The sequence below is a fragment of the Haloplanus sp. GDY1 genome (genome assembly GCF_023703775.1).
GTDB lineage: Archaea > Halobacteriota > Halobacteria > Halobacteriales > Haloferacaceae > Haloplanus > Haloplanus halophilus.
This window is the reverse complement of sequence record NZ_CP098514.1, coordinates 2,339,932-2,355,809: the sequence shown is the minus strand read 5'-3', so window position 1 is coordinate 2,355,809 and position 15,878 is coordinate 2,339,932. Positions and strand designations below refer to the sequence as shown.

20 protein-coding genes are annotated in these 15,878 nt (G+C 69.4%); 9 read left to right on the top strand and 11 right to left on the bottom strand.

The genetic code is table 11. The features are described from left to right. The first annotated feature begins 168 nt into the window (after nt 1–168). Together NBT67_RS12630 and NBT67_RS12625 are read left to right on the top strand one after the other, a co-directional pair. Nucleotides 169–447: an AbrB/MazE/SpoVT family DNA-binding domain-containing protein gene (locus NBT67_RS12630; protein WP_251342090.1), complete on the top strand. Its 279-nt coding sequence runs from the start codon at nt 169–171 to the stop codon at nt 445–447. Next, nucleotides 440–901 (top strand): type II toxin-antitoxin system VapC family toxin, encoded by a 462-nt coding sequence (locus tag NBT67_RS12625; RefSeq protein WP_251342088.1) that lies wholly within the window; start codon nt 440–442, stop codon nt 899–901. Before NBT67_RS12630 ends, NBT67_RS12625 begins: the two co-directional genes overlap by 8 nt. A gap of 238 nt (nt 902–1,139) precedes the next feature. Here the strand turns inward: NBT67_RS12625 and NBT67_RS12620 are convergent, their stop codons facing one another. After that, nucleotides 1,140–1,505 carry a DUF7344 domain-containing protein gene (locus NBT67_RS12620; protein ID WP_251342087.1) on the bottom strand — a complete coding sequence of 122 codons (366 nt, stop codon included), beginning with the start codon at nt 1,503–1,505 and terminating at the stop codon, nt 1,140–1,142. 82 nt (nt 1,506–1,587) lie between these two features. Next, a complete protein-coding gene (locus tag NBT67_RS12615; RefSeq protein WP_251342085.1) occupies nt 1,588–2,241 on the bottom strand; it encodes a helix-turn-helix domain-containing protein in 654 nt (217 codons plus the stop codon). A 221-nt stretch (nt 2,242–2,462) separates the two neighbouring features. Here NBT67_RS12615 and NBT67_RS12610 point away from each other — a divergent pair, with 221 nt between their 5' ends. The 3 genes from NBT67_RS12610 to sufU all read left to right on the top strand — a co-directional run bounded on the left by NBT67_RS12610 (nt 2,463) and on the right by sufU (nt 4,953). Continuing rightward, nucleotides 2,463–3,206 (top strand): DNA polymerase sliding clamp, encoded by a 744-nt coding sequence (locus NBT67_RS12610; RefSeq protein WP_251342083.1) that lies wholly within the window; start codon nt 2,463–2,465, stop codon nt 3,204–3,206. Between the two features lie 278 nt (nt 3,207–3,484). Then, complete coding sequence (locus tag NBT67_RS12605) at nt 3,485–4,471, top strand: transcription initiation factor IIB (protein ID WP_251342081.1); 987 nt, start codon at nt 3,485–3,487, stop codon at nt 4,469–4,471. Between the two features lie 62 nt (nt 4,472–4,533). Then, nucleotides 4,534–4,953 carry a Fe-S cluster assembly sulfur transfer protein SufU gene (gene sufU / locus NBT67_RS12600; protein ID WP_251342080.1) on the top strand — a complete coding sequence of 140 codons (420 nt, stop codon included), beginning with the start codon at nt 4,534–4,536 and terminating at the stop codon, nt 4,951–4,953. Here the strand turns inward: sufU and radA are convergent, their stop codons facing one another. The 3 genes from radA to htpX all read right to left on the bottom strand — a co-directional run bounded on the left by radA (nt 4,954) and on the right by htpX (nt 7,606). Beyond that, on the bottom strand, nt 4,954–5,985 hold the full coding sequence (radA, locus tag NBT67_RS12595) for a DNA repair and recombination protein RadA (protein WP_251342079.1): 1,032 nt from the start codon (nt 5,983–5,985) through the stop codon (nt 4,954–4,956). It lies immediately after the preceding gene. 136 nt (nt 5,986–6,121) lie between these two features. After that, on the bottom strand, nt 6,122–6,733 hold the full coding sequence (pspAB, locus tag NBT67_RS12590; RefSeq protein WP_251342077.1) for a PspA-associated protein PspAB: 612 nt from the start codon (nt 6,731–6,733) through the stop codon (nt 6,122–6,124). Beyond that, nucleotides 6,734–7,606: a zinc metalloprotease HtpX gene (gene htpX / locus NBT67_RS12585; protein ID WP_251342076.1), complete on the bottom strand. Its 873-nt coding sequence runs from the start codon at nt 7,604–7,606 to the stop codon at nt 6,734–6,736. 179 nt (nt 7,607–7,785) lie between these two features. Between htpX and NBT67_RS12580 the strand changes: the two genes are divergently transcribed. Next, the gene (locus tag NBT67_RS12580) at nt 7,786–8,934 is read left to right on the top strand and encodes a 60S ribosomal export protein NMD3 (protein ID WP_251342074.1); all 1,149 of its coding nucleotides are present in this window, start codon (nt 7,786–7,788) and stop codon (nt 8,932–8,934) included. Here the strand turns inward: NBT67_RS12580 and NBT67_RS12575 are convergent. The 4 genes from NBT67_RS12575 to NBT67_RS12560 form a co-directional block, all read right to left on the bottom strand. Further along, nucleotides 8,931–9,122 carry a DUF7317 family protein gene (locus NBT67_RS12575; protein ID WP_251342073.1) on the bottom strand — a complete coding sequence of 64 codons (192 nt, stop codon included), beginning with the start codon at nt 9,120–9,122 and terminating at the stop codon, nt 8,931–8,933. The genes NBT67_RS12580 and NBT67_RS12575 overlap by 4 nt on opposite strands. A gap of 122 nt (nt 9,123–9,244) precedes the next feature. Further along, complete coding sequence (locus tag NBT67_RS12570) at nt 9,245–11,089, bottom strand: helicase C-terminal domain-containing protein (protein WP_251342072.1); 1,845 nt, start codon at nt 11,087–11,089, stop codon at nt 9,245–9,247. Nucleotides 11,090–11,176: 87 nt separating this feature from the next. After that, nucleotides 11,177–11,386 (bottom strand): DUF7561 family protein, encoded by a 210-nt coding sequence (locus NBT67_RS12565; protein WP_251342071.1) that lies wholly within the window; start codon nt 11,384–11,386, stop codon nt 11,177–11,179. A gap of 56 nt (nt 11,387–11,442) precedes the next feature. Beyond that, on the bottom strand, nt 11,443–12,297 hold the full coding sequence (locus tag NBT67_RS12560; protein WP_251342070.1) for a hypothetical protein: 855 nt from the start codon (nt 12,295–12,297) through the stop codon (nt 11,443–11,445). Nucleotides 12,298–12,509: 212 nt separating this feature from the next. Here NBT67_RS12560 and NBT67_RS12555 point away from each other — a divergent pair, with 212 nt between their 5' ends. Together NBT67_RS12555 and NBT67_RS12550 are read left to right on the top strand one after the other, a co-directional pair. Continuing rightward, nucleotides 12,510–13,418, top strand: a complete 909-nt coding sequence (locus tag NBT67_RS12555; protein ID WP_251342069.1) for an NAD(P)H-binding protein — start codon at nt 12,510–12,512, stop codon at nt 13,416–13,418. Continuing rightward, nucleotides 13,415–14,167, top strand: coding sequence for a DUF7530 family protein (locus tag NBT67_RS12550; protein ID WP_425498850.1), 753 nt, complete (start codon nt 13,415–13,417; stop codon nt 14,165–14,167). The genes NBT67_RS12555 and NBT67_RS12550 overlap by 4 nt, the downstream gene beginning before the upstream one ends. Before the next feature lie 3 nt (nt 14,168–14,170). Here NBT67_RS12550 and NBT67_RS12545 read toward each other — a convergent pair whose 3' ends face one another. Then, nucleotides 14,171–14,344, bottom strand: coding sequence for a DUF5786 family protein (locus tag NBT67_RS12545; protein WP_345780655.1), 174 nt, complete (start codon nt 14,342–14,344; stop codon nt 14,171–14,173). 98 nt (nt 14,345–14,442) lie between these two features. On the opposite strand from NBT67_RS12545, the gene NBT67_RS12540 reads away from it, so the two are divergent. Next, nucleotides 14,443–15,435 (top strand): DUF5784 family protein, encoded by a 993-nt coding sequence (locus NBT67_RS12540; protein ID WP_251342067.1) that lies wholly within the window; start codon nt 14,443–14,445, stop codon nt 15,433–15,435. Here the strand turns inward: NBT67_RS12540 and NBT67_RS12535 are convergent. Beyond that, on the bottom strand, nt 15,430–15,714 hold the full coding sequence (locus NBT67_RS12535) for a DUF5789 family protein (protein WP_251342065.1): 285 nt from the start codon (nt 15,712–15,714) through the stop codon (nt 15,430–15,432). The two genes, NBT67_RS12540 and NBT67_RS12535, sit on opposite strands and share 6 nt — an antisense overlap. Nucleotides 15,715–15,878 lie beyond the last annotated feature (164 nt).

Sequence of the window (15,878 nt, the reverse complement as noted above, 5' to 3'; positions counted from 1 at the left end):
TATTCGAGCGACCGGGCGTACGACGAACCAACTGGCGTGAATCGTATCCGGCTCGAACCCGACGAGAACGAGGATTCCACGGCCTGAGTTCGACGGCGTTCAGGTAATCAGAGTGGTTGTGTTACAGGTCGGCAAAACACTCATGTGATTCCCACTAATAGTGGGAATATGGTCACGGTGGACTCCAAGGGGCGGATCGTGCTGCCACAGGAGGTGCGAGAACGCCTCGGAATCGAGCCCGGGACCGAAGTCGACATCCGCGAGGAAGGCGGGAAGGCAGTCGTCGAGCCTGAAGACGATCCCGAGACGGTTATCGAGCGGATGGAACAGCTCATCTCCGAGGCGGCGACCGACCGCGACGCCCCCGACGAGGAGATGCATCCGATTGCAGCGGATCACGCCGAGACGATCCGCCGTCAAGCGACCAGCGACGCTGCCGATGAGTGATGGCCCATATCTCTTCGACGTCGGTGTGGTCGCCCTCGCCCACGCGGGAACGCCCGTCAGCGAGACGGCACTCTCGTACGTGAAAGATGCCATCGAGGGTACCATCGACGCCGTCGTGCCGTATCCGGCCCTCTTCGGTGCTCACGTCGTTCTGACGAACTACTACGGGTTTTCGAACGCTGATGCCTCTCGTCTGATGGGGAATTTCGCGGACGCGAGCCGAGTTCACTGGTACGACGAACTGCCAGAGTCGACAGTCAGGGCAGGATTCGATCTGGCGGCAGAGTACAACATCGACGGCTGGGACGGGTATTACGCACGAGTCGCCCTCGAGGAAGGGGTACGGACGATTCTGACGCTCGACGACGACTTCGAGGACGTTGACGACGTTACCGGGGAGGTCATCCTCTCCCCAGAGGAGTTTGACACGCTGAACGAATATATCGACGGCTGATACTGCCCTTCGTCCACCAGAACCGCGGGACGATCCATTTGCTCCGTCACCGGCGAGCGAAGCGGGCGGTGAGTGCGGTCAGTTAGTAGTCACAACAGACCGGGCCGAGTAGTTGTAGTACTCGTCCCGTCGTGCGTCCCTCACCGTCGGTGTCGCGGGCCGCCACGGGGCGGCCGACGGATCCGCGTTCATGCTCCGGTCGATCCGGAACGGCCGGTCGGACCCGCCGGCGACGGGCTCAGAGTTGCGCCAGCAGTCGTTCGGCGAGCGGCGCCCCCTCGTAGCGAACCCGCGAGCGGTCGGGGGCGTAGTCGACGACCCCCGACGCGTCGAGTTTCGGCAGGTGGACGTGTCTGAGCGAGACGACGAGTCGGTCCGTCGGCGGCCGCTCGGGTTCGCGCGCCGAGAGCGCCTCGGCGAGCGCCGGGACGGTCGTCGCGTCCTCGTCGGCGTCGATCAGGACGCGGAGGATGCGTCGCCTGCGCGCGTCCGCCAGGACGTCGAAGACCGCGTCCAGCCGTTCCGCCTCGGCGTCGCGGGTTCGGTCACACCCCGATTCGTCGACCGCCGTCGCGTCGTGTGTGTTGGCGTTGGATCCGTTCATCTGCTCCCCCCCAGGAACGCGACTCCGGGTTCGACGGGAACACTCAAGAAGGTATTGGATAGAAATACTGTCACTCCGGCTGTCACTCCTCGGCGAACAGCAGGGCGTTGGTTACGAACGTCACGATGCCGCGGCGAAGCCGTTCGGTCACGGCCTGATCGGAGATGCCGAGTTCGTCGGCGAGTTCGATGGTCGTACACCGGCGGGGAATGTCGTAGTAGCCACGCTCGACGGCGAGTTCGAGCGTCCTGCGCTGACGGGGTGTCAGCCCGTACCAGGCGCCGGTGCCCGTACTCGTCGGGTTGTAGACGCGCCGGATCTCGACGGACGTGTCGAGGTCCTCGGCGGCCGACCGAAAGGTCGAGAAGTCGTCGTGGCTCGGGAACTCCGCCTCGAACGTCCACGCCTCGGAATCGCCGGTTCCGCGACGGATCGAGCCACCGTGGTCGTCGAGGAGCCGAAAGAAGGGATCGGCCTCGGGGCGCCACGAGACGAGACAGAGTTCGTGGTCGTCGGGTGCGTCCACGAATTCGAGTCGGTAGCCGTCCGCGTCCGCGAACGGATCGCCCTCTTCGAGTCGACCGTCGGCAGGCTCCGAGAACGAGAAAACCGGGACGGAAGCATCCCCCCGCGCACTCACCCGCTCGAACTCCGCCGCGTCCCCCGACTGTGTCGGGAATCGGCGCCCGAATTCGAACTGGTGAGTCGGTATCTGTAGTTCTACGATGACACCCATGGAATCCGTTAGTGGGATTATGACGGAGGTTCATAGACCGTATGCCTGGTTAACCAAGTTTCCTTCGTCGAGCGAGGAGCCGTCATAAACATTGCGAACTGCCGTGCCCCGGTCCGGGGCGTGACGTGACGACGGCGGCCGGGTCACGTGGCCGCGGCGGCGCGCGCTCGCCCGCGGCGAACAGCGGGTATTTTTAACGCCCGGGGCGTACCACTGGATACATGTTCAAGGCCATCGTGAGCGCGTCGACGCTCCGGGACGCCCTCGACTCCGTGAGCGTGTTGGTCGACGAGTGCAAGGTGCGACTCAACGAGGACGGCCTGTCGATTCGGGCGGTCGATCCGGCGAACGTCGGGATGGTCGACCTCTCGCTGGATTCGGCGGCGTTCGAATCCTACGAGGCGGACGGCGGCGTCATCGGCGTCAACCTCACTCGGCTGGAGGACATCGCGGGCATGGGGAACGCCGGCGACCTGGTCCACCTCGAACTCGACGAGGAGACCCGCAAACTCCACATCCGCATCGACGGCCTCTCCTATACGCTCGCGCTGATCGATCCGGACTCGATCCGACAGGAGCCGGACATCCCCGACCTCGACCTGCCGGCCCGGATCGTCGTCGAGGGCAACCAGCTCGACCGCGGGATCACGGCCGCCGACATGGTGTCGGATCACATCAACCTCCGCGTCGACGAGGCGGCGGAGACGTTCCACATCGAGGCCGAGGGCGACACCGACGACGTGGACTTCGAACTGGGGACCGACGACCTCATCGCGCTGGAGGCCGGTCCGGCGGACTCGCTGTTCTCGCTGGACTACCTCAAGGACATGAACAAGGCGATCCCCGGGGACGCCGAGGTGACCATCGAACTCGGCGAGGAGTTCCCGGTGAAACTCCACTACGAGTTCGCCGAGGGCCTCGGCAACGTGACGTTCATGCTCGCGCCGCGCATCCAGAGCGACTGACCGCCGCTCCGTCGCCGCTCACGACCGCCGCACTTCTCCGCTCGGCCGACCGACGACCGGCGGGACCGTCCCGCGCGCCTCGCACCCGACCCAATGATTTATCAGTGAGTTCGTTTCACAACCGATCGTGACGGATTGGCGTCGCGTCAAGAACCGACACGGTTATGACGTTCCGTGCATTTCTGCGAAATACTTATATGTTTTACTACCTAACGACTCGTTAAGGAGCTACGACGGCTGGATCCCCCGCGTCGGCCGTCCGTGGCGACCACCCCATCATGTCAGAGACACGCGCGTGGACGTCCGGGAGTACCGGCGTTCGAGAACGGGAGGAATCGACGACCGAACGGGAGGCGGAACACGTCTGTCCCGAGTGTGGCGGCGCGCTGGTGACCGACGAGGAACACGGCGAGACGGCCTGTAGCGAGTGTGGCCTCATCGTCGAGGCGGACGAGGTGGACCGCGGCCCCGAGTGGCGGGCCTTCGACGCCCGGGAGCGCGACGAGAAGGCCCGGGTCGGCTCGCCCACGACGAAGATGATGCACGACAAGGGGCTGTCGACCACCATCGACTGGCAGAACAAGGACGCCTACGGCAAGGCGCTCTCGGCCACTCAGCGCGAGAAGATGCAGCGCCTGCGCACCTGGAACCGCCGGTTCCAGACCCGCAACCACCAGGAGCGCAACCTGCGACAGGCCCTCGGCGAGATCGACCGCATGGCCTCGGCGCTGGGCCTCCCCGAGAACGTCCGCGAGACCGCCTCGGTCATCTACCGGCGCGCGCTGGAGGACGACCTGCTGCCCGGCCGCTCCATCGAGGGCGTCGCCACCAGCGCCCTCTACGCCGCCGCCCGACAGGCCGGCGTCCCGCGGACCATCGACGAGATGGCCCGCGTCAGTCGGGTCGACGAGGAGGAGTTCAAGCGCACCTACCGCTACGTGGTTCGGGAACTCGGTCTCGAAGTCGCCCCCGCCGATCCGGTGAGCTACGTCACCCGGTTCGCCTCGGAACTCGACCTGTCGGACGAGGCCGAACGGCTGGCCCGGGAGATGCTCGACGCGGCCAAGGAGCGCGGCGTCCACAGCGGCAAGAACCCGGTCGGGCTGGCGGCCGCCGCCGTCTACGCGGCGCCGCTGCTGACCAACGAGCAGATCACCCAGAAGGCGGTGAGCGAGGTGGCGGACATCAGCGAGGTCACCATCCGCAACCGGTACCGCGAACTGCTGGCGGCCTACGAGGACAGCGGCCGGACGGTCGCCGTCTGAGCGCCTACACGCCTCGTACCCCGGAATCCTTTTAGGTAAAAGCGCCCTACCCGGACGCAGTTATGGGAATGGGCTCGGACATGTACCGACAGCAGATCCTCGATCACTACAAGAACCCCCGGAATCACGGGGAACTCGAGGATCCGACGTTCTCCCACGTCGGTGAGAACCCGTCGTGTGGCGACACGATCAAGATGGACGTCCGCCTCGACGACGACGGCGAGACCATCGACTACGTCAGTTTCTCCGGCGACGGCTGCGCCATCAGTCAGGCGAGCGCGAGCATGCTCACCCAGCGACTCCCGGGCACGACGCTCGACGAACTCGCGGAGATGGACCGCGACGACGTGGTGGAGATGCTCGGCGTCGACATCAGTCCCATGCGGATCAAGTGTGCCGTCCTGGCCGAGAAGGTGGTTCAGGACGGGGCGAAGATCCACGAGGGCGAACTCGACATCGAGGAGACGACGACCGAGGAGTAGTTACTCGGGGACGAGTCCCTCGTCCTGGACGCGCATCACGGCCTCGCCGTCGGCGAGGTTCGGCGCGTCGACGAGGCGGACGATCCGCTTGTCGCCCTTCGACTTCCGGAGGTACATCCGGAACGTCGAGGTGTGACCGAGGATGTTGCCGCCGATGGGCTGGGTCGGGTCGCCGAAGTAGGAGTCGGGGTTCGAGGCGACCTGGTTGGTGACGAGGACGGCGGTGTTGTAGAGGTCGCCGATCCGCATGAGGTCGTGCAGGTGTTTGTTGAGCTTCTGCTGGCGCTCGGCGAGTTCGCCCCGGCCGACGTACTCGGCGCGGAAGTGAGCGGTGAGGGAGTCGACGTTGAGCAGGCGGACGGGCCACTCGGTGTCCTCGTGTTCGCTCGCGAGCTCCTTTGCCTTCTCCGCGAGCAGGATCTGGTGGTTGGAGTTGAACGCCTTGGCCACGTGGATCTTGTCGAGGACGTCGGTGACGAGTTCCTCCATCGCGTCCTCGTCGCCGGGCGAGCCCTCGATGCCGCGGTCGTCCATCGTCGCCTGGATGGTTTCGTCGTCGAGGCCACGGACCATGTCGTCGATGCGTTCGGGACGGAAGGTGTCCTCGCTGTCGACGAAGATGGCGCTGCCGCGGAGGCCGCCGTACTCCTCTGGAAGCTGGACGTTGACCGAGAGCTGGTGGGTGACCTGGGACTTGCCGGCGCCGAACTCGCCGTACACCTCGGTGATCGACTGCGTTTCGACGCCGCCGCCGAGCAGGTCGTCGACCTCGGGAACGTTCCAGGTCAGCTTGCCGATCTGCTCGCGGCGTTCGAGGACGGTCGCCCCCGTCTCGAAGCCGCCCACGTCCGCGGCGTCGCGGGCCGCGTTGATGATGTCGCTCGCCGTCGACTCGCCGATGTCCGCCGTGTTGGAGAGTTCCGCCGGACTGGCGACCGCGATGCTCTGGTAGCTCTCGAAGCCCGCTTCGACGAGTTTGTCCGCCGTCGCCGGCCCGACGCCCGGAAGGTTCTCGAGGTCGTCTTCTGCCATGTGCCTCGGCTTGTGCCCCTCCGCACATAAAGCCTCGTTAACACCGGAGTGGAAGTGGAAATGGGGAGCCGGCGAGGGGGCTCTCGGGGGCGTCGAGCCGGCCGTTCAAGCCCGAAGACGGGGCGTCACGCCGCGCTCACTCCCACGGGTGACCGCCCGGCCGGTCGGGCCACAGCGGGTACCAGTAGCGCTCGTCGTCCTCGACGTCGAGTTCGCCGTCGAGGACCGAGGCCAGTTTGAACTCGCTCCCGTTGTCGCGCTCGTGGTCGCCGGTGGGGACGAAGGGGTAGTACGCGCCCCGACGGAAGGAGTAGACCCAGTACGCTCGCCGGTCGTCGCGGGGGCGCTCGAACCCGAAGACCGCCGCGAGGAGTCGCGAGCCGTACCCCCGTTCGACGAACGTGTCGGCCGCGAAGTGGACGCTCGTCACCAGATCCTCCGGATCGCTGTCCTCGAGGACGACCCAGTGGTAGCCGTGGTCGTCCTCGTGGCGGCGGAAGGTCGTCCCGGTGTCCTCCTCGCCGGCACGGAGGATCGCCTCCACGTCGTCGACGGCGCCCGCGAAGTCGGTGCTGTCGACCGAGGAGAAACAGAGGGCGGCGGCGCCGACGGGAGCGAAATCGAGATCCGCCTCCATTGTGAGGTAGGCCGTCGACATCCCGAACAGGTCCTCGGGGTCGGCCTCGCGCGTGGCGTCGGCCTCGGCGCCGAACCCGAGGGCCGACCGGAGGGAGTCGAACAGTCCCATCTATCGCCGTTCCATCTCCGCAGCCATCTCGCGGAGGCGTTCGACGCGTCGCTCGGTCGGGGGGTGCGTCGAGAACACCCGGCCGACGAACCCGCTCCGGATGGGGATGACGAAGAAGGCGTTCATCTCCGACTGCTCGCGGAGGTCCTCCTGGGGGACGCGGTCCATCCGTCCGGAGATGGTGAGCAGCGCGGAGGCGAGCGCCGTCGGGTTGCCCGTGATGGCGGCGCCGCCGCGGTCGGCGGCGTACTCGCGGTACCGCGAGAGCGCCCGGATCAGGACGAAGGAGACGATCCAGACGACCAGGGAGACGAGGACGGCGACCACGACGCCGCCACCGCCCTGTCGGTTGCGGCCGCCGCCGAACAGCCACCCCCAGCGAACGATCATGAAGGCGATGGTCGAGAGGAAGGAGGCGATCGTCATCACCATCACGTCCCGGTTCTTGACGTGGGCGAGTTCGTGCGCCAGCACGCCCTCGAGTTCGTCCTCGTCGAGGACGTCGAGCAGCCCCCGGGTGACACAGACCGTCGAGTGCTTCTGCGACCGGCCGGCGGCGAAGGCGTTCGGCACGCGCGTGTCGGCGACGGCGACGTCCGGCTTCGGCAGGTCGGCCTGCTGACAGAGGCGGCCGATCGTGGCGTGGAGCTTCGGGTACTCGTCGGCGTCGACGCGACTCGCCCCCATGCTGTACAGCGCCAGGCGGTCGCTGAAGAAAAACTGGCCGAGCGAGAACAGCCCCAGGACGATGACGATACCGAACAGCCCCACGAACCGAGAGAGGACGGCGACGAAGACGATGTAGAGGGCAAAGAGGAGGAACATGGTCAGGACCATCCGACCCCGAAGCCCCCAGTCGGGTTTCCACTCCATGTGCGAAGTACAGGCGGGCGGCGCTAAACGTTGTCGGCGCGACTTCGTCGCGGGGCTTGTCGGCGCGACTCCGTCTCGGGGCTTGTCGGCGCGACTCCGTCGCGGGATCTGTCGGCGCGGCTCTGCCGCGGGGCTTGTCGGCGCGACTTCGTCGGCAACGTCGCTCGGGCGGGCGGGCGATGTCGCGGCGCTTAACCGCCACGAGCGACTACGAGGCGTCGATGACCGACGCCGAGTCCCGGGAGTTCTGTCCGCGTTGTGGCGATCCGGTGCCGACGCGAGCGGAGCCGCTGCCCGGCGAACCGCGGGACCGGGACCGCCGGCTCTGTGACGCCTGTTACTTCGAGGACTTCGCGCTCGTGGACGCCCCCGACCGGATCGAGGTGCTGGTGTGTTCGGGGTGTGGCGCCGTCCACCGGGGGAACCGCTGGACGGACGTCGACGCCCGCGACTACACCGACGTCGCCGTCGACGAGGTGCGGGAGGCGCTCGGCGTCCACGTCGACGCCCGGAACGTCACCTGGGCGGTCGACCCCGAACAGGTCGACGAGAACACCATCCGGATGCACTGCCAGTTCACGGGAATCGTCCGCGAGACGCCGCTGGAGGAGGCGGTCGTCGTGCCCGTCAAGATCTCGCGGGGGACCTGCGACCGGTGTGGGCGCATCGCCGGCGGCTACTACGCCAGCACCGTCCAGGTGCGGGCGACCGACCGGACGCCCACCCCCGAGGAGCGATCCCGCGCGGTCGAAATCGCCGAATCGCACGTCGCCGACAAGGAGGGCGACGGCGACCGGGAGGCCTTCGTCACCGAGGTGAAGGAGACCGACGACGGGCCGGACGTGAAACTCTCGACCACCGGGCTGGGGGAGGAGGTGTCGCGGCGCATCGTCCGCGAACTCGGCGGGAGCGTCGAGAGCTACCCCACCCTCGTCACCGAGGACGGCGACGGCAACGAGGTGTACCGCGTCACCTACGCGGTGCGACTGCCGAAGTTCACCCCGGGGGACGTGATCGACCCCGACGACGGCGAGGGGCCGGTCCTCGTCCGGAGCGTGAGCGGGAACCTGAAGGGGATCCGCCTCGCCTCCGGCGACGCCTACGAGGAGCCGTTCGACGACGAGGACCGCGACGCCCGACGGCTGGCCACCCGCGACGACGCCGTCGAGACGACGGTGGTGACCGTCGAGGACGACCACGCGGTGCAGGTGCTCGATCCGGAGACCTACGAGGCGAAGACGGTGCCGCGACCGGACTTCTTCGACGCGGACGCCGAGACGACGACCGTCGTCAAGACGCGGGCCGGCCTCCACGTCCTGCCCGACTAGACGTCGACGAGGAGGCGACGGTCGGACGCGTCGGCGTCGTCGATCCGCGCACGGCGGGAGCGCGTCCGCGCCCCGAGCGCCGACGCCATCGCCGTCTCCGAACAGCCCGCCTGTCGCGCCGCCTGCGCGAGGGAGAGGGTTCCGCTACGGTACAGGGTCAACGCCGTTCGAAACGAGTGGGTGCTCATCGGGGGCCACCCGAAGCTACCCGGCGCGCGGTCCTAAGGCTTCCGTGAGATGGAACCGCAGCCCACGGAATCGGAGGGTTCGTGGGCGCTACGTACGGGAACGGTTGCCGAAGGAGGGCGGGTCACTCCCCCCACACGTCGGAGAGGGGGTGGTCGTCCGCGTCGTCGTCGCCAGCGGGGTCGGGAGTGCCGGACCCGTCGGCGCCGCCGCGGGGGGTACCGCCCGCCCCGCCGGACGCCCGGCGCCCGCCGGACGCACCTCGGGACGCCGACCGGCCGGCGGATCCGCGACTCGCGTTCGGTGATCCGTCGACGCCGGCGAGCGCCGCCGCGGGGTCGAAGTCGGGGAGGTCCGGGCGGTCCATTCGGTCGACGGCGTCGGCGAACCAGTCTGGCATGTCGCTCCGGGCGCGGTCGAACAGGTCCAGCAGGCTCGAATCCGCGAGGTAGGTGGCGCCGTGGTCGTCCGGCGCGCGGACGACGCGGCCGGCGGCCTGGATCACCGTCCGGAGGGCGACCCGGTAGTACCACGCCCACTGGCCGTCGTCGAGGCGGCGGGCGACCCGCGAGTCGCCCGTGTTGAGGTAGGGCGCCTTGCAGAGCACCTGCCAACGGGCCAGGTCGCCCCGCAGGTCCAGCGCCTCCTCCATCTTCACCGAGAGGAAGACGTCGGGGTCGTCGCTCGCCGTCCACGCCTCCAGCGCCCGGTCCCGATTCTCCCGGTCGTGGCTCCGGACGCGGGCGTCGACGCCGAAGTCGGCGAGGCGGTCGGCGACGCGCTCCTGGATCGCGTAGGAGTGACAGTGGACGAGCCCCTTCTCCGCCGGGTGACGGGCCATGAGGCGAACGAGCAGGCGCGCCACGTCCGGCAGCGTCTCGTCCCGGCGCTCGTAGGTCATCTTCCCCTGGGTCACGTCGTAGAGCGGCCGGTTGTCGAGGGGGAAGGTGTGGGGGACGTCGACGAGGGCGACGTTCGCGGGGTCGAGGCCGACGCCGCGACAGAACGCCGCCTTGTCGAGGATGGTCGCCGAGAGGAGGGCGAACGTGTCCCCCCGGTCCCAGACGGTGTGCTGGAGGTAGCGCCCGGGGTCAAGCGGCTTGATGGTGATGGGGGTCCCCGCGCCGTCGGGCTGGTCGACGACCCAAGTGGTCGCGCTGGTCGGGTCGCGGTAGTCGGAGACGAACCACGCGAGGTCGGAGCGGAGGTCCTGCAGGCGGTCCCGGCGGGCGGCCTCGGCCGGCGTCAGTTCGGCGCTCGCGGTCAGATCCGACGCCGCGCGCTCGCAGACGTCGGCGAGCGTCTCCGCGAAGCGTGCCGTGCGGTCGAGGGGGTCGTCGGCCGACGCCAGGTCGGGAACCCCCACGTCGTCCCACACGGGGACGGTCGACGGCCGCAGGTCGACGGTGGCGTACATCTCCGCCCACTCCGCGAGGCCGTGGGCCTCGTCGATCACCACGACGTCGCGCTTGCCGAACACCTCCGAGCCGGCGGTCTGCATGAAGTAGGCGAGCGTCATCGCCGCGACGGCGCGGTTCGAGGCGACGGCGCGGTCGGCGTAGTACGGACACCGGTGCTGGATCGAGCAGTCGTAGCCCGACTCGCGGGCGCAGGGCGCCCGGTCCACGGGCGTCGTCGTCTCGTCGGGGAGGATGCAGGTGTAGTTCGACTTGCCCCGGATCACGTTGAGGTCGTCGAGGAGTTCGTCCGCGGCCACGTCGTCGAGTTGCGACACCTGCGGCGTGGTGTAGTAGGCGCCGGTCGCCTGGGCCGGATCGGCCTCCTCGGGCGTCCGGGCCGCACCGGCGACGGCGCGCGCGAGCAGGGATTTCCCGCTCCCGGTCGGGGCGCGAACCAGCACGGCGTCGTTGCCCGCGGCGAAGGCGTCACGGATGTCCGCCAGGGCCTCGCGCTGGTTGCCGCGGAACGAGGGCGCGGGGAACGAGGGGAGGATTCGCTCGGGGTCCACGGTGACCCCTGCCGGGCGGCGCAAGTAATACTGTCGAACGGACCCGCCGCCCGTCGTCCACCGGCGGCGAACCGGTCCGTCGACGCCCTACTCCGACAGCGCCGCCACGTCGGCCGCCGTCACCTCGCGGTCGTCGGGGAGTCGCTCGATGCAGTCGAAACAGAGGAAGTGTTCGGTCCCGTCCGCGAGTTCGAGCGTGACGCCGCCGGTGGTCGCCGCGTCGAACGTCCAGAAGTCCCCGGCGCCGCCCGCGACGGGAACCTCCGTCCCACAGCCGTCACAGGGGTCGGAGCTCATACGCGGAGTCCGCGGGGAAGCGGGGAAAGCCCTGCGGTCACGCGCACCCCCTGCGGTCACGCGCACTCGCTCGCGTCGGCGGCGACGCCCAGCGAGAACGACGCCGAGTCCGTCTGGACGACGTTCGGCGCGTCCGCCGGCAGGTCCCACCGGAAGCGGACCGTGTGGGTGCCCGGCCCGACGCAGGCGTCGGTCAGGGGCGTCCACCCGGAGACGGCGTCGAGGCCGGCGAGCGGCCCCTCGTAGATCAGCCGGTCGCCGGCGCCGACGGCACCGTCGCGGTCGGCGTCGTACCACAGGCGGACGCGCACGTGCGCCTGCAGTTCGCCCGCCGAGTCGTCGTCCGGCCGCTCGGCCTCGGTCACCCCACCTTCCTCGAAGTCGGTCGCGGTGCCCCGGACGAAGAGACGGGCGGGCGTCCCCGACAGCGAGAGCGAGAGGTCGACGACCCCGCCGTCGCCGGGGGAGACGTCGGCGAGCGAGACGGGCGGGATCGCGGACGCGATCAGTTCGCTCGACGGCGCCGACGCGACGCGGACGGGGCGGTCGCCGCCGTCGACGGATCGGTCGCCGTCGGGGGTGGCGTCGTCGGTAGCGTCGTCGGACGGCGGCGTGGTGGCGTCGTCGGACGGCGGCGCGGTGGCGTCGTCGGACGGCGGGCGGGTCGGACCGGTCGCGCCGGCCCCGTCGCCACCACCCGGCGTCGGCGTGGGCGTCGGGACGGGGCGGTCCGGCGTCACGCGGTACTCGACGGAGAGGTTCGGCCCCGACACCTCGTCGTCGTCGCCGGCGAGGGGGTTCGACCCGCCGGTCCCCGCGCCGACGACGGCGAGCAGGACGGCGCCGAAGAGGGCGAGCAGACGGCGGCGGGAGGAGTCCTCACCCTCCTCCGCGGGAGCGTCGTCGGTCACGGGGCGTCACCGCCGGTGTCGAACCGCCAATCGAGGGGGGACGAGGTCACTGACACGGCTCCCGATACGCGGTCGGGGAGGATAGGTAATCGGGGACTAACGGTCGGTCGGGGGACGACGCCCACCGTCAGGGTGAGCCTGAAGCCGCGTCGCGGGGTCCGTGGCGCCGCCGACCGCGAACGGTTAATCCCCCGCCCGCCCTTCGGGGAGGTATGCGCGTACTCGTGACCGGAGCCACCGGGTTCGTCGGCCGCCGTCTCGTGCCCGCCCTCGTCGACGCGGACCACGAGGTGACCGTCCTCGTCCGCGACGCCGGGCGCTACGACCCGCCGCCGGGCGTCCGGGTGGTCGAGGGTGACCTGCTCGACCCGCCGTCGTACGCGGCCGCTCTCGACGTGGACGCGGCGTACTACCTCGTCCACTCGATGACGGCTCGCGACGACTTCGCGGCGCGGGACCGGCAGGCTGCGTCGGGGTTCGCGCGGGCCGCGAGCGACGCGGGCGTCGAGCGGGTGGTCTACCTCGGCGGCCTGGGCGAGGACCGCGACCACCTCTCGACGCACCTCCGGTCGCGCCGCGAGGTCGAGCGGGTGCTGGCGACCGGGACGTACGCGCTCACGACGCTGCGGGCGGCCATCGTCGTCGGCGCCGGGAGCGCCGGCTTCGAGACCATCCGCCAACTCGCCACGCGACTGCCGGTGATGGTGACGCCGCGGTGGGTGCGGACGCCGTGTCAGCCGGTCGCCATCGACGACGCCATCGCGTACCTGGTCGGCGTCCTCGACGTCCCCGAGACGGCCGGGGAGACCTACGAAATCGGCGGACCGGAGGTGTTGACCTACGCGGAGATGCTGCGCCGGACGGGTCGACAGCTGGGCCGCGAACCGATCGTCCTCCCGGTTCCGGTGTTGACGCCGCGGCTGTCGGCGTACTGGGTGGGACTGATGACCGACGTCTCCCCGCGGGTCGCCCGGGCGCTGATCGCGGGGCTGAAGAACCCGGTCGTGGTCCGCGACGACCGGCTCCGCGACCTGGTGCCGGTCGAGCCGACGCCGTTCGACGAGGCCGTTCGGCGGGCGCTCTCACGGGAGGGACCGCGCGCCGACGCGGCGCCGGCGTGACGGGGGGCGACGACGGCGGGGGACGGCCACCGGACGACCGCCCCCCGGCCGTCGACGGCGACCCGACCTTCGGGGACACGTGGGTGTACGAGGGGCTCGTCGGCGGGATTCCGGGGCTGGGACTCACCGCACGGGGAGCCGTGGCCGTCCAGGTCGCCGTCTTCGAGGCGCTCGTCCTCGGGGTCGGCGTCGGCTACGGCCTGTCGGGACGGGCCCTCGCGGCGGGAACCGTCGCCGTCGCCGTCGCGGCGGCGGGGAGCGTCGCCATGCTTCGGATCGGCGCGGCGGCACGCGGGGTCGACCTGCCGTCGGCCCACAGCCGCCTCCTGTTCGGGTCGAGCGTCGAGGTGCTGTTCGGGGTGCTCTCCTTCGCCGCGCTGACGACCTACCTGCTCGCCGGCGGGCGGCCGACGCCGCTGGCCGCGCTGATCGGCGCCGGGGGCGATCCGCCCGCGCCCGTGGTGTTCGTGGCGCTGTTGTTGCTCTGGGACGTCTGTTATCGCTCGGGGACGGCGTGGTGGACGGCGCTGGTGTCGCTGTGGCGGTCGCTGCGCTATCGGGTCGACGGCGAGACGGCACGGCGGTGTCGCCGGATCGACGCTGCGACCGCGGGGTTCGCACTGCTGGAACTGGCGCTCGTGCCGGTGGTGTGGGGGGACCCGCTGCTGGTCGGTGCGGTGGTCGGTCACGTCGTCGCCGTGGCGGCGGTGTCGACGGCGGCTACGGTCCTGCTCGGACGGAACGAATAGGCGTCATTCGCCCTGGAGCTGCTTGAACTGGTCCAGGAGCGCCTCGGTGGAGTCGCCGGATTCGTACGAGAGGGTCCCTCGGAACTCCGACCGGTCGTCGTCGAAGTCCGCGTCGACCTGCCCGGTTTTCTGCGCGCGCCGCTCGTGTTCGTCCTCGTCATAGGCACCCATTGACATGGTACACGTTGGCTTTGATACCTCCGAATATATATGTAACGGACGTTTCGGACGGAGCGACGCGGAACGCGTAAATCGTCCGGGGTCGTACTACCGGCGTGGCACGACCCCTTCGGTTTCGACACGCCCCCGGTCGCTGGACGGACGGCCGCGTCCGCGCCGAGGTGTTCGAGCCCCTGGACGACAATCTGGGCGCGACCAGCCGTCGCCCGTGGTTCAAGCCCCCGGACGGCTACGCGGCCCGCCGGTTCGACGTCGACAACGGCGACACCGCGCTCTTCTGCTGGAACGACGACGGCGGCTACTGGCTCGGCAACACGGAGACGCCGTCGAGCCTCTGGCGAACCGAGAAGTACGGCTTCACCGAGGTGCCCGGGCCGGTCGCCGACTGGGCCGAGCGGGAACTCCTCGCGGAACTGCACGAACAGTCCCCCTGGCTCGAACCGTACCCGCACCTCTCGTGGTTCTTCCTGCCCGTCTTCCTCTCGAAGGACGGCCGGTGGACGACACGCGAGTTCTTCGACGACCACGCCGCGGGGTTCCCGGACGCCGACCGGGACGACGCGCTGGCGTTCTACGAGGAGTTCCTGTCGACGGGCGTCCTCGACGACGACCGCGAGACGATGGCGGGCAAACTCGGCACCTCGGAACGACTGGATCTGACGCGCATGGCGGCGACGATGGGCGAGTTCCACGCCGCGAAACTCCTCGTGGACGCGGGCTACGATCCCCGGCCCGAGATCGAGGTGACGACGGGACACTCCATCGACTTCCAGGCGCGCACCGACGGCGGCGAACAGCCGCTCGTCGAGGTGACGCGACCGCTCCCGCCGAACCGGCGCTCGGCGGGGACGCCGGCGGCAGCGGTGCGCGACACGGCGAAGACGAAGACGGACGGCCAGCTATCGGCACACGCGGGCGGCGTGGTGCTGTTCGTGGACTGCTCGTCGTTCCCCGACGACGACTGGCTGGCTATCGACGGGGAGCGGCCGGACGTCGGCCACCGACCGGCGGTGGTCTATCGGCTCCGGCCTGACGGGAGAACGATGGGGTACACGAAGGGAGCGGTTCCGCTCGAACTGAACCTATAGCGACAGCGGCGTCGGCCCGGACTCGCCGAGCGCGGTCGGATCGCGGTCGCTGTAGAAGCGACGGCCGATGGCCTTGTGACCGACCGCGGAGCGAACCGAGAGGCGGACGTCCTCGGGCGTCTCGAACTCCTCGGTCTCCAGTCGTTCGAGGACCTCGCCGACGCGTTCGGTCCCGCGCTGGAGTTCGAGTTCGTGTTCGCCGTGGTCGTCGATGATTTCGTCTGTCGTCGTCGGGTATTCGAGGGCTTCGATCATTTCGCCGGTGCCGTTGAACTTCATCACCGGGTTCCACACGGTCGATAACTATAATGGTTTTCCATGTACGACCTTAGTTCCGGTCAAGTCTTTAATCATCCTTAATTGAGAATCGGTGCCGCGTGAGACGGTCCCACGCGGGTGGCGTGCGGGCGGAAGGTCTATCGGCGGCGGTGGCGAGGGGAGGA